The organism is Shinella sp. (genome assembly GCF_035998705.1).
In the GTDB taxonomy this organism is placed as follows: domain Bacteria; phylum Pseudomonadota; class Alphaproteobacteria; order Rhizobiales; family Rhizobiaceae; genus Shinella.
Window position 1 is genome coordinate 223307 of sequence record NZ_DASYHH010000010.1, and the last position, 12358, is coordinate 235664.

General features: G+C 65.3%; 12 protein-coding genes. 4 read left to right on the forward strand and 8 right to left on the reverse strand.

All coding sequences use genetic code 11. The features are described from left to right. Positions 1–134 precede the first annotated feature (134 nt). Positions 135–890, forward strand: coding sequence for an SDR family oxidoreductase (locus VGN93_RS08895; RefSeq protein ID WP_327507185.1), 756 nt, complete (start codon positions 135–137; stop codon positions 888–890). An 8-nt stretch (positions 891–898) separates the two neighbouring features. On the opposite strand, the gene VGN93_RS08900 is transcribed toward VGN93_RS08895, so the two are convergent. After that, positions 899–1762, reverse strand: coding sequence for a DMT family transporter (locus VGN93_RS08900; protein WP_327507186.1), 864 nt, complete (start codon positions 1760–1762; stop codon positions 899–901). 101 nt (positions 1763–1863) lie between these two features. On the opposite strand from VGN93_RS08900, the gene VGN93_RS08905 reads away from it, so the two are divergent. Beyond that, a complete protein-coding gene (locus VGN93_RS08905) occupies positions 1864–3258 on the forward strand; it encodes a PLP-dependent aminotransferase family protein (RefSeq protein ID WP_327507187.1) in 1395 nt (464 codons plus the stop codon). Here the strand turns inward: VGN93_RS08905 and VGN93_RS08910 are convergent. From VGN93_RS08910 to VGN93_RS08935, 6 genes are all read right to left on the reverse strand, one after another. Beyond that, positions 3255–4037, reverse strand: a complete 783-nt coding sequence (locus VGN93_RS08910; protein WP_256116898.1) for an ABC transporter permease — start codon at positions 4035–4037, stop codon at positions 3255–3257. The two genes, VGN93_RS08905 and VGN93_RS08910, sit on opposite strands and share 4 nt — an antisense overlap. A gap of 3 nt (positions 4038–4040) precedes the next feature. After that, positions 4041–5219, reverse strand: coding sequence for an ABC transporter permease (locus VGN93_RS08915; protein WP_327507188.1), 1179 nt, complete (start codon positions 5217–5219; stop codon positions 4041–4043). Next, complete coding sequence (locus VGN93_RS08920) at positions 5216–6328, reverse strand: ABC transporter ATP-binding protein (protein ID WP_414714066.1); 1113 nt, start codon at positions 6326–6328, stop codon at positions 5216–5218. The genes VGN93_RS08915 and VGN93_RS08920 overlap by 4 nt, the downstream gene beginning before the upstream one ends. A 177-nt stretch (positions 6329–6505) precedes the next feature. After that, positions 6506–7513, reverse strand: coding sequence for an ABC transporter substrate-binding protein (locus VGN93_RS08925; protein ID WP_319314808.1), 1008 nt, complete (start codon positions 7511–7513; stop codon positions 6506–6508). A 255-nt stretch (positions 7514–7768) separates the two neighbouring features. Continuing rightward, positions 7769–8509, reverse strand: coding sequence for an SDR family oxidoreductase (locus tag VGN93_RS08930; RefSeq protein WP_319313923.1), 741 nt, complete (start codon positions 8507–8509; stop codon positions 7769–7771). A gap of 76 nt (positions 8510–8585) precedes the next feature. Next, a complete protein-coding gene (locus VGN93_RS08935; protein WP_327507190.1) occupies positions 8586–9266 on the reverse strand; it encodes a GntR family transcriptional regulator in 681 nt (226 codons plus the stop codon). A 106-nt stretch (positions 9267–9372) separates the two neighbouring features. Between VGN93_RS08935 and VGN93_RS08940 the strand changes: the two genes are divergently transcribed. Then, complete coding sequence (locus VGN93_RS08940) at positions 9373–10422, forward strand: phosphotransferase enzyme family protein (protein ID WP_327507191.1); 1050 nt, start codon at positions 9373–9375, stop codon at positions 10420–10422. Positions 10423–10425: 3 nt separating this feature from the next. Then, positions 10426–11736, forward strand: a complete 1311-nt coding sequence (locus VGN93_RS08945) for an aspartate aminotransferase family protein (RefSeq protein WP_327507192.1) — start codon at positions 10426–10428, stop codon at positions 11734–11736. Positions 11737–11924: 188 nt separating this feature from the next. Here VGN93_RS08945 and VGN93_RS08950 read toward each other — a convergent pair whose 3' ends face one another. Beyond that, entirely contained in the window at positions 11925–12266 is a 342-nt protein-coding gene (locus VGN93_RS08950; RefSeq protein ID WP_327507221.1) for a RidA family protein, read from the reverse strand. Positions 12267–12358: the final 92 nt, after the last annotated feature.

The window sequence follows — 12358 nt, forward strand, 5'->3', positions numbered from 1 at the left end:
TCGACAGCCATATCAGATTTCCGACGCTGGCTCCATTCCTTGCACCGACCTTTGTGCGTTCCGAAGCGGCCGCATTTGCCTCTGCGGCGCGTCTGATGCAGGGTGGCCCGATCGACTTCGCCCCGGGAGGCACCGTGAGCACAGAACTTTTCGACCTGACGGGCAAACGCGCCCTCGTCACCGGCTCCTCGCAGGGTATCGGCCTTGCGCTCGCGCGCGGTCTTGCCGCGGCGGGCGCCGAGGTCATCCTCAATGGACGCGATGCGGCAAGGCTGGCGGCTGCGGCGGGAAACCTCGGGGCAGGACACACGCTCGCCTTCGACGCCACCGACCACGAGGCCGTGCGCGCGGCCGTCGATGGCTTCGAGGCGGCGGTCGGCGCCATCGACATCCTAGTCAACAATGCCGGCATGCAGCATCGCACGGCCCTGGAGGACTTTCCGGCGGATGCCTTCGAGCGGCTGCTGAAGACCAATATCTCGACCGTCTTCAATGTCGGCCAGGCCGTCGCCCGGCACATGATCAAGCGCGGCGCGGGCAAGATCATCAACATCGCGAGCGTGCAGACGGCGCTCGCCCGCCCCGGCATCGCGCCCTACACGGCCACCAAGGGCGCCGTCGGCAACCTCACCAAGGGCATGGCGGCCGACTGGGCGAAATACGGCCTGCAATGCAACGCGATTGCGCCCGGCTATTTCGACACGCCGCTGAATGCCGCCCTCGTCGCCGATCCCGCCTTCTCCGACTGGCTGGAAAAACGCACGCCGGCCGGCCGCTGGGGCAAGGTCGAGGAACTCGTCGGCGCCTGCATCTTCTTGGCCTCGGATGCCTCTTCCTTCGTGAACGGGCACATACTCTATGTCGACGGCGGCATCACGGCTTCGCTCTAAACAGCCTCCTAGCGCGCGAATTTCCTGGCACCAGCGACGCAGAGCACGATCGCAAGTGTCGTTACCACCATCAGCGGGCTGACCTTTTCGTGCAGCAGGAAGGCGGCGAGCAGCAGGCCGAAGAAGGGTTGCAGCAATTGCAACTGGCCCACCGCCGCGATGCCGCCGAGCGCCAGGCCGCGATACCAGAAGATAAAGCCGATCAGCATGCTGAAGACGGAGACATAGGCGAGCCCCGCCCAGGCGCTGCCGTCGATATCTGCCCATGTCTGCGGCAGCGAGACGAGCGCGATGATCGCCATCAGCGGCAGCGAGAGGATCAGCGCCCAAGAGATGACCTGCCAGCCACCCAGGCTGCGCGAGAGTTTCGCGCCTTCCGCATAACCGAGCCCGCAGACGACGACCGCGGCGACCATCAGCAGGTCGCCGACGAGCGAGATTTCCGCGCCGGAATTCAACGCAAAACCCACCACCGTCGCGCTGCCGATGCCGGAAAACAGCCAGAACAGCGGTTTCGGCCGCTCGCCACCCCGCAGCACGCCGAAGATCGCGGTCGCCAGCGGCAGCAACCCGATGAAGACGATGGAATGGGCCGACGTGATATATTGCAGCGCCACCGCGGTCAGCAGCGGGAAGCCGACGACGACGCCGAGTGCCACGATCGTCAGCGACAGCAGCGTGTCACGTGAGGGCTTCGGCTGGCGCAGGGCAAAAAGCAGTGCCGCCCCCAGCAGTCCGGCGATCACTGCGCGCGCCGAGGTCAGGAACAGCGGCGAAAAATCCGATACCGCAATACGGGTCGCGGGCAGCGAGCCGCTGAAGATGATGACGCCGATGAGGCCGCTGCCCCAGCCTTCCATGGATGATTTCATAGTCCCTCGCATTCGCCCTCTTCCTACACGGCAGGGGCTGGCGGAAACAGCAACGGAGCAGTACAATCGTAGAGAACTGTATGTGTTTCAGGACCAGTACAATGATGGATGCCTTAGCCGGAACCCGGATTTCCGAGATCATGACGGCGATCGGCGGGCGGATCGCCAGCCGTGCCCTCGCACCCGGCGATCGTCTTCCCTCGATCCGTGGTTTTGCGGCCTCCATGGGGGTTTCGCCTTCCACTGTCGTGGAGGCCTATGATCGGCTTGCGGCGGAAGGCTTGATCCGGGCGCAGCGCGGCTCCGGCTTCTATGTTTCCGGTGCGGCGCTGCCGCCCTTGAAGCTGGCGGAGGCGGCAACGCCGAAGGCGCGCGCGGTCGATCCGTTCTGGGTCTCGCGCCAATCGCTCGATGCCGATGCCGCGGTGCTGAAACCCGGCTGCGGCTGGCTGCCGGCGGACTGGATGCCGGACGAGGCGCTGCGCCGCGCGATCCGCAGCCTTGCGCGCGGTGACAGCGACGTGCTCGCCTACTACGGCACGACGCGCGGATCCCAGGCGCTGCGCCGGCTGCTGCTCGGCCGGCTGGCGGAGGAAGGCATTGAGGCCGGGCCGGACCACCTGATGCTGGCGAGTTCCGGCACGCAGGCGCTTGACCTGATCTGCCGCTTCCTGCTGCGCCCCGGCGATACGGTGCTGGTCGATGACCCGTGTTACTTCAATTACCAGGCCCTGCTGAAGGCGCATCAGGTGACGGTCGTCGGCGTGCCCTATACGCCGTCCGGGCCGGATATCGTGGCCTTCGAGACCGTGCTGAATGCCGCGCGGCCGCGGCTCTACGTCACCAATTCGGCGATCCACAACCCGACCGGCGCCACCCTGTCGCCGCAGATCGCCCATCGCCTGCTGAACGCGACGGCCGGCAGCGACACGATCCTCGTCGAGGACGATATCTTTGCCGATTTCGAGCCGGAGCCATCGACGCGGCTTGCGGCGCTCGACGGGCTCGACCGGGTCATTCGCATCGGCAGCTTTTCCAAAACGCTCTCGGCCTCGGCGCGCTGCGGCTATATCGCGGCGCGGCCGGACTGGATCGAAGGGCTGGTGGACTTGCAGATCGCCACGAATTTCGGCGGCCCGAGCCCGATGTCCAGCGAGATCATCGCCCATATGCTGGCCGGCGGCGGTTACCGCAAACATATGGAGGAGCTGCGGCGCAAGCTGGTGCGCGCCAGGCGCGAGACGGCGGACCGGCTTTCGCGGCTCGGCATCGAGCCGTGGCTTTCACCGCGCGGCGGTTTCTATCTCTGGTGCCGGCTGCCCGACGGGCTGGATTCCGGCGAGGTGGCGCAGGCCGCCGTCGCCGAGGGCGTCGTGCTCGCTCCCGGCAACGTGTTCAGCGTGTCGCAGACCGCGGGAAACTTCATGCGCTTCAACGTCGCGCATATGCGCGAGCCGCGTATCTATGAGGTTCTCGCGGCCGCCATGAAGCGCTAGCGCCGTTTCGCCAGCATGGAACGCGACAGCACCACGACGAGGCCGATGAGGACCGTCGCGGCGATGAAGAGGAAGGCCGCGGCGGCGATCGCCGGACTGATATTCTCGCGGATGCTGGAGAACATCTGCCGGGCCAGCGTGCGCTGGTTGGGGCCGGCGACGAAGAGCGTCAGCACCACCTCGTCGAGCGAGGTCGCGAAGGCGAGCACGGCGCCGGAAAGCACGCCGGGCATGGCGAGCGGCAGCGTCACGCGGCGGAAGACCGTGATGGGCGCGGCACCGAGGCTTTGCGCGGCAAGTTCCACCCGCTCGTCGATGCCGGCAAGCGCGCCGGTGACGCTGACGATGACGAAGGGCACGGCGACGACCGTGTGGGCGATGATCACGCCGGCATAGCTGTTCGTCAGGCCGAAGCCCGCCAGCAGCACCTGCATGCCGACGCCGAGCACGACGGCCGGCACCACCATCGGCAGCAGGAAGAGCGTGCGCATCGAGCCGCGAAAGAAGATCAGCCGGTTGCGCAGGCCGAGGGAAGCCGCGGTGCCGAGCACGGTGGCGAGCAGCGTCGTGCCCGTGCCGATGATCAGGCTGTTGATGATCGCGCGGCGCCAGGCATCCGCCGTGAACAGTTCCTCGAACCAGCGCAGCGACCAGGACGGGATCGGGTAGGTGAGGATGACGCTCGAGGTGAAGGCGAGCGGCAGGATGGCGATGAGCGGGGCGACGAGAAAGAGGATCGTCAGCGTTGCGAAGGTGACTTTGGCGAGCTTCATCGGCATGGCCTAGCGCCTCCCCGGCTCTTCGGCCGAAAGCCGTGCATAGACGCTGTAAAGCAGCAGCGTGGCGACGAGCAGCACGACACCGAGCGCGCCGGCCATGCCCCAGTTTGCCGAACCGGTCGCATAGAAGGCGATGATCGACGAGATCATCTGGTCGCCCGGCCCGCCGATCAGCGCCGGCGTGATGTAATAGCCGATCGCCGAGATGAAGACGAGCAGGCTGCCGGAGGCGACGCCACGCAGGCTCAAGGGAAGCAGCACGCGCAGGAACGCGCGCCAGGGCGGCGCGCCAAGGGACGCGGCTGCCGGCATCAGGTTCTTCGGGATGGTGATCAGCACGGAATAGATCGGCAGCACCATGAAGGGCAGAAGCACATGGGTCATGGCGATGATGACGCCGGTGCGGTTGAAGATCAGCGGCAGCGGCGTGTTTATCAGGCCGATCGCTCTTAGAAGATCGTTGATGAGGCCTTGGTCCTGCAACAGGATGAACCAGGCGGCGGTGCGCACCAGAAGCGAGGTCCAGAGCGGCAGCAGCACGGCGCCGAGCATCAGGTCGCGCTTCCAGCCGTCGAGCGATGCCGCGATGATGGCATAGGGAAAACCGATGCAGGCGCAGAAGAAGGTGACGAGGGCCGCGATCCAGAAAGTGCGGATGAGGATGACGCGGTTGACGGACTGGTCGGCCGGCAGGTGCTCGATCTCGCCCGCGGCATTGCGGCCGAGATCGACGGCGGCGAGCAGGTTGCGGTCGGTGAACGGCGACAGCGCATCGGCGATTGCCAGCCAGAATTCCGGCCTCTCCCAGCGCTTGTCGATGGAAACGAGGTCGACGGGCGGGTTGTCCGTGTCGGCGAGCGCGCTCGTCGTCTTCGACATCAGCGTGCGGAAGCCGGAGCGTGCGCTGTTGAGGCGGCGCACCATGTCGCCGAGTGCCTGGTCGTCGTCGACGGCCTTCAGGTCCTCCATCAGCGCCGCCTGCATGGGCATGGTCGGCGGCGACTGGCGGTCCCAGTCCGGCAAAATCTCGGCGCTGCGCGGCAGCAGGCGCAGCACGGCCGGATCCGACACGGCCTGCGACATCATGCTGAACAGCGGCCAGACGAAGAAGCCGATGAGGAAGATCAGCAGCGGCGCCAGCAGGATCAGCGAGCGCCCGGTGCGCGACGAGCCCGCGCTCATTGCGCGATGACCCGGCAATCGCCGGCCGAAAAGGCCGCATAGACCCTGGTGCCCGGCGCGAATTCGCGCGAGCGGCGACCGAGCTTGGCGATCAGCGGATGGGCGGCGTTCTGCAACTGCACGCGAAGATGATCGCCCTGATAGACGGAATCGGTGACCTCCGTTTCCAGGCAATTGCGCTGGTCGCCGCGCGTCTCGCTCAGATCGACCCGCTCTGGCCGAATGGAGAGCAGGACCGGCTGGCCCGAGGCGACGCTGCCGGACACGGCCGAGACGATCTGCGCCCCCGAGGACAGCCGCACGGTCGCCTCCTGCCCCTGCACGCCCTCGACGACACCCTCGACCAGGTTGGTCTCGCCGATAAATTCGGCAACGAAACGCGTTGCAGGCTCGTCATAGACCTGCCGCGGCGTGCCGATCTGCTCGATCCTGCCCTTGTTGAAGACCGCCACCCGATCCGACATGGTGAGCGCTTCCGACTGGTCATGCGTGACGAAAACGATTGTCAGCCCGAGCCTTCGGTGCAGATCGCGGATATCGAGCTGCATCTGCTCACGCAACTGCTTGTCGAGCGCGCCGAGCGGTTCGTCCATCAGCACGACGCGCGGCTCGAAGACCAGCGCGCGCGACAGCGCCACGCGCTGCTGCTGGCCGCCCGAAAGCTGCGATGGCCTCCGGTCGACGAAGGCCGACAGCTGCACCATATCCAGCGCGCGGGCCACGCGCTGCGCGATTTCCGCCTTGCCGAGCCCCCGCATCTGAAGCGGAAAAGCGACGTTCTCGCCGACCGACATGTGGGGGAACAGGGCATAACTCTGGAAGACGACGCCCATGTCCCGCTTGTGCGTCGGCACGTCGTTGATCGCGGTGCCGTCGAGCAGGATATTGCCGGAGGTCGGCTGCTCGAAGCCCGCCAGCATCATCAGGAGCGTCGTCTTGCCGGAGCCGGAGGGGCCGAGCAGGCTGACGAACTCACCCTTGCCGATGCCGAGATCGAGGTTTTCGACCACGCAAAGCGGGCCATAGAATTTGGTGATGCGGTCGAAGCGGATGAATTCGGCCAAAGTGATGTCTCCATCGGAACGGTCGCAGACGAGGATGCCCCTCATCCGCCTGCCGGCACCTTCTCCCCGCAGGCGGGGAGAAGGGGGTGTTGCACCGTTTTCCTCAACACATGTCCGGTCGATTGCTGGAACGCGGCCTCGCCACGGTTGCCTTCTCCCCGTTTACGGGGAGAAGGTCGCGGCAGCGGGATGAGGGGCGACACCGCCCCGCAAACAACCGCCTTACTGGGCCAGCCAGGCGTTGAAGCGCTGCGTCAGCGTTTCGGCATTGTCGATCCAGAAATCGACGTTGAGCGCGATCGAGTCCGTCATGTTGGCGGGATCGGTCGGCAGGTCCTTGGCGAATTCCGCCGGCACCTTCGCTGCCGCGTCCTTGTTCGGCAGGCCGTAGGCGACGAATTCCGGCAGCTTCGCCTGGTTTTCGGGAATGCTCGCAAAGGCGATGAAGTCCTGCGCGGCATCCTTGTTTTCGGCATCCTTCAGCACGACCCAGCTATCGACGGCGTAGATGCTGCCGGGGAAGACGACCTTGAAGTTCTTGCCTTCCGTGCGGTTGATGCCGGTGATGCGGCCGTTATAGGCCGACGTCATCGCCACTTCGCCGGAGGCGAGGAACTGCAGCGGCTGGGCGCCGGATTCCCACCAGACGATGTTGGCCTTCAGCTCGTCGAGCTTCTTGAAGGCACGTTCGACGCCCTCATCGGTGCCGAGCACGTCGTAGAGTTCGTCCTTCGACACGCCATCGGCGAGCAGCGCGAATTCCAGCGTGTATTTCGGGCCCTTGCGCAGCCCGCGCTTGCCGGGGAACTTTTCGACGTTCCAGAAATCCGCCCAGGAGGCCGGGCCCTCCGTCAGCTTGGCGCCGTCATAGGCGATCGCCGTGGACCAGACGATGGCGCCGACGCCACAGTCGTTGACGGCGCTGTCGAGGAACTTGTCCTTGCCGCCCATCTTGTCCCAGTCGATCTTTTCATAGAGGCCGTCGGCACAACCGAGCGCCAGCTCTTCTGCCTCCACCTGCACGGCATCCCAGTTCGGTGCGCCGGCCTTGACCTTGGATTGGATGACGCCGATGCCGCCATCCCAGGCTTCGTCGAGCAGCGGCTTTCCGGTCTTTTCCGCGAAGGGCTTGAAGTAGATGTCGCGCTGCGCATCCTGATAATTGCCGCCCCAGGAGACGACGGTCAGGTCCCGCGCGAAGGCCGGCAAGGCAAGGCTTGCAGACAGCAGGACGGCCGCGGCCGCAACAACACCCGATTGAAACTTCGTTTTCATGGCATTCCCCTTTTCTTCGTTAATGAAGGAACCGGTGTGACGCGGTCCCGATGACGAACTCCTGCGGACTGCCGGCACCACCCTCGCCTTTGGCGTATCGGCGGTTTTGCAGCCTCTCCGGCCGTCGCGCCCTTTCCCCGGGGCGTTCAGACCGATTGATGCATTCCGGTCCCTGCCGGTCAACGGGATTTTTCCCGCGATCGACAGGCGTCAGACGTGCTGCCCTCCGTTGATGTGGATTTCCGCGCCGTTGATGTAGGAGGACGGCTCGGTGCACAGAAAATAGATGGTCTCCGCCACTTCGCGCGGGTCGCCCAGTCTGCCCATCGGCACTTCCGCCGCCACCAGCGCGTCGGTTCCCGGCGACAGGATCGAGGTTTCGATTTCACCCGGCGCGATAGCATTGGCCCGCACGCCGCGTTTGCCGAATTCATGCGCCATCTCGCGCGTCAGCGAGCCGAGCGCCGCCTTCGATGCCGCGTAGGCGACACCCGCAAAGGGGTGCACGCGCGTTCCGGCGATGGAGGTGACGTTGACGATCGACCCCTTCGCCGCTTCGAGCTCCGGCATGAGGGCGCGGGCGATCAGCGCCGTCGAGACGACATTGACATTCAGCACATGCGTCCAGACATCGGCGTCCGTGCCCATCACGCCGAGGCGGCTCTTTTCCGGCCCTTTCGGCGAAATGCCGGCATTGTTGACGAGCGCATGGAGCCGGCCGTTCGGCAGACGCTCGCGCACGGTGGCGGCCAGGCGGTCGATCTGGCTGAGATCGGCGAGGTCGGCCTGGATATGGCTTTCGCGGGCGGACGGCCAGGCGCAGTCTTCGGAGAAGGGCTGGCGGGAGACGGTGAGGATGCGCCAGCCCTTCGACTGGAACAGCTTGACCGTCGCGTGGCCGATACCGCGGCTCGCCCCGGTCAGCAGCATGGTGCGGCGTTCTTCGGTCATGCGCCCAGTCTCCTTTGATGCTTGATGCATCGTAATTGGCGGTTTTCGAAATGCAAGCCTTCTTTTTAAAGTGGTCTCAAGCCCGGCGAACCTTGCGCTCCATGCCGCGCTCGATGCGCTCGAGGATCGGCTTGCCACCGAGCAGGATGTCGTCGACGATCGCCATCGAAGCGGCCGCGGGGTCATGCCGTTTCAGCGCCTCGACGACCGGATAGTGATGGTCGATCATCGCACGTCCGCCTTCTATATAGGCATCGGAAATGTTCGGTCCCATCTGCAACCAGAGCCGCCGCAGAATGGTGTTCAGCACCGGAAGCCCGGCGATCTGCGGCAGCATGAAATGAAAAGCCTGGTTGAGCTGCGTGCCTCTCAGGCGGTCGCCGGCCGTGATCGCCTGCTCGTTTTCAAGCAAAATGCCTTCCAGGGCCCTGATATCGGTGCTGGTCGCCACCTGCGCGGCCGTTTCTGCCGCAAGCCCCTCCAGCCGCACGCGTATCGCCCGGATTTCCCGGTAGCGGCTTTCGCTCATCTCGGGAATGCGGATGTCGCGCGGCGAGCGGAAGGTGATCGCCTCGTCATTGGCAAGGCGGAGGATGGCGTCGCGGATCGGCGTCACGCTGGTGCCGAACTGTTCCGCCAGATCGCGGATCTTCAGCCGGTCGCCGGGCTGGAACCGTCCCTGCATGAGGGCATCGCACAGCGCGCCATAAACGACGCTGTTGAGGTTCTCATGGTCCAGTGTGGTGAATTCAGGCATGGAATTGGTCCGCAAAATCGACTAATAAGATACTTGATGCATCTTTTCCGGCGTGTTTCAAGGTAAGCGTCAAGGAAAAGCGGAAAACCGCGCCAACGGAGCCACTATGACGAAACCAGCGCCCGCCGCCAAGAAGGCGGATTCCATGTCGGCGACGTGGAGCCCGACGTCGCTCGCCGATGCCGAAGCCGCGGTGCTGCGGGTCTATGGCACGGGCGGCGCAATCAGGCGGCTTTCCAGCGAGCGGGACGAGACCTTCCTCTTCACGCACGCGGACGGGACGGATTTCATCCTCAAGATCGCCAATCCCGCCGAGGACCCGGCCGCGCTGGAATTCCAGGACGGCGCGCTGCTGCATCTCGCCTGCGCGGCACCCGCCGTGCCCGTGCCGCGGCTGGTGCTGACGACGGACGGCACGCCGAGCCACACGCTTGCCACCGCCGACGGTCCGCGCATCATGCGCCTGCTCACCTTCCTCGGCGGCGAATTGCAGTATCGCACGCCGGCCACCGAGGCGCAGAGCCGCAATGTCGGCCGCGCGCTTGCCGAACTGGGGCGAGGCCTGGAGGATTATGACGGCCGACCGCCGGCGGGCAAGCTGATGTGGGACATTTCCCACACGCTCGATCTCGCCGCCGTCGTCGGTCATGTCGCGCCGGAACGGCGGGCGCAGGCGGAAGCCGTGCTTGCTGAATTCGAGCGCGCCCTTCCCGTCATTGCCGGGCTGCGGCGCCGCCAGATCATCCACAACGATTTCAATCCGCACAATATCCTGCTCGATCCGGCAGCCCCCACCACGGTCGTCGGCATCATCGATTTCGGCGACATGGTGCATGCGCCTCTCATCAACGATCTCGCGGTCGCGCTCTCCTATCATCTCGCCACGGAAAACTGGCGCACGCGGATCGGGGCGTTCCTCGAAGGCTTCCTGTCCGCCCGCGCGCTGGAGCCGGCAGAGATAGAGCTTTTGCCGCTCCTCACCCGGTCGCGGCTGGCGATGTCGATCATCATCGCCGAATGGCGCTCCGCACGGTTTCCGGAAAACCGCGACTACATCATGCGCAACCACGCCACCGCCTGGCGGGGCCTGCAAAACATATCCGATCTGACGCCGGCCGGGCTTAAGCAGCTCGTGCCCAACCTTTCCGAGGGCTGAATCATGTCGATGGTCAATGCGTTTTCGCGAGACGATTTCGAACGGCTGGACGAGACCGAGCGGGCACTGATCGCCCGCCGGGAAAAGGTGCTCGGCCCCGCCTACCGCCTGTTCTACGAGAAGCCGCTGCATCTGGTGCGCGGCGACGGCGTCTTCCTCTATGATGCGGCCGGCGAACAATATCTCGACGCCTATAACAACGTCGCCTCGCTCGGTCATTGCCATCCGCGTGTGGTGGAGGCGATCACGAAGCAGACAGCCGTGCTCAACACGCACACGCGCTACCTGCACGAAGGCATCATCGATTATGCCGAGACGCTGACGGCCACATTCCCGGAAGCCCTCAGCCAGGCCATGTTCACCTGCACCGGCAGTGAGGCGAACGACCTTGCCGTGCGCATCGCCCGCCACGTCACCGGCGGCACCGGCATCATCGCGACGGAGCTCGCCTATCACGGCCTGACGAGCGCGGTCGCCGAATTCTCGCCCTCGCTCGGCGAATCCGTGACGCTCGGCCCCCATGTGCGTACCGTGCCCGCTCCGGACAGCTACCGCCATTCGCCGGGCGAGATGATGGAAAAATTCGGCCGCGACGTCAGCACCGCCATCGCCGATCTCAAGCGCCACGGCATCGAGCCGGCCTTGCTGATCACCGACACGATCTTTTCGAGCGACGGCATCTTCGCCGGCCCGAAAGGCTTTTTGAAACCCGCGGTGGACGCGATCCACGCGGCCGGCGGCCTCTTCGTGGCGGATGAGGTGCAGCCCGGTTTCGGCCGCACGGGGGAGACCATGTGGGGCTTCGAGCGCCACGGCGTCGCACCCGACATGGTGACGATCGGCAAGCCGATGGGCAATGGCTACCCGATGGCCGGGATCGTGCTGCGCCCGGAGGTCATCGCCGATTTCGGCCCGCGCGCCCGCTACTTCAACACATTCGGCGGCAACCCGATCGCTGCCGCCGCCGGCAAGGCCGTGCTCGATACGATCCGCATTGAAGGCCTGCAACAGAATGCGCTGAACGTCGGCAAATACCTGATGGAAGAGCTCAGAAACCTCTCCCATCCGTCGATCGGCGACGTGCGCGGCTCCGGGTTGTTCATCGGCGTCGAGATCGTCGCCGACCTGGCCGCGAAAAGCCCCGACGCGGCGCTGACGACCTGCATCGTCAACGGCCTGCGCGAGCGCCGCATCCTGATCAGCGCTTCCGGCCCCAACGCCAACGTGCTGAAGATCCGCCCGCCGCTCGTCTTCTCCCGCGAGAATGCCGATATGCTCGTGGATGCGCTGGGCGACGTGTTGAAGGCGCTGTGACGAGAAAGCCGAGGCTGCTGGATAGCCTCGGCTCGGATTCTTGAGATGCCTCTCCTCCCCTCCATCGTCATCCTCGGCCTTGAGCCGAGGATCCACCACCGCATCCGGAGTGTGGATGGTCGGGTCAGGCCCGACCATGACGAAAGGAGAGGTTTGGCAACCTCGGCTTTCAACTCACGTCAAAAGGCTCAGACGAGCGCGGTGACCTGGATTTCGACCAGCAGTTCCGGAGCCGCGAGGCGGGCTTCGACCGTGGCGCGGACCGGCAGGTTGTCCTTGTCGACCCACTGGTCCCAGACTTCGTTCATCTGGCTGAAATGCGCGATGTCGCGCAGCCAGATGTTGGCGCTGAGCAGCTTGGCCTTCGACGAGCCGGCTTCGGCCAGCAGGCCGTCGATGGTCGCAAGGATGTCGCGGGTCTGGGCGGCGGTGTCGGCGCCGTTGCCGGTGACGCCGGCCGTGGTGACGATGCCGTTGACGACGACGGCCTGGCAGAAGCGCGCGCCGGGCTTGATACGCTTGATCATGATGGATCTCCCATTGTTGTGATCAGAGAATGGTCTTGCCGGAAGCCGATGGATGAAATTGGCGCATTCCGCACCGATCGGCGATGGCAGCGCGG

Bases quoted from the DNA above. Each gene is read 5' to 3' on its own strand.
- VGN93_RS08900 (WP_327507186.1), bottom strand. From the start codon at position 1,762: ATGAAATCATCCATGGAAGGCTGGGGCAGCGGCCTCATCGGCGTCATC.
- VGN93_RS08905 (WP_327507187.1), top strand. From the start codon at position 1,864: ATGATGGATGCCTTAGCCGGAACCCGGATTTCCGAGATCATGACGGCG.
- VGN93_RS08910 (WP_256116898.1), bottom strand. From the start codon at position 4,037: ATGCCGATGAAGCTCGCCAAAGTCACCTTCGCAACGCTGACGATCCTC.
- VGN93_RS08915 (WP_327507188.1), bottom strand. From the start codon at position 5,219: ATGAGCGCGGGCTCGTCGCGCACCGGGCGCTCGCTGATCCTGCTGGCG.
- VGN93_RS08920 (WP_414714066.1), bottom strand. From the start codon at position 6,328: ATGAGGGGCATCCTCGTCTGCGACCGTTCCGATGGAGACATCACTTTG.
- VGN93_RS08930 (WP_319313923.1), bottom strand. From the start codon at position 8,509: ATGACCGAAGAACGCCGCACCATGCTGCTGACCGGGGCGAGCCGCGGT.
- VGN93_RS08935 (WP_327507190.1), bottom strand. From the start codon at position 9,266: ATGCCTGAATTCACCACACTGGACCATGAGAACCTCAACAGCGTCGTT.
- VGN93_RS08940 (WP_327507191.1), top strand. From the start codon at position 9,373: ATGACGAAACCAGCGCCCGCCGCCAAGAAGGCGGATTCCATGTCGGCG.
- VGN93_RS08945 (WP_327507192.1), top strand. From the start codon at position 10,426: ATGTCGATGGTCAATGCGTTTTCGCGAGACGATTTCGAACGGCTGGAC.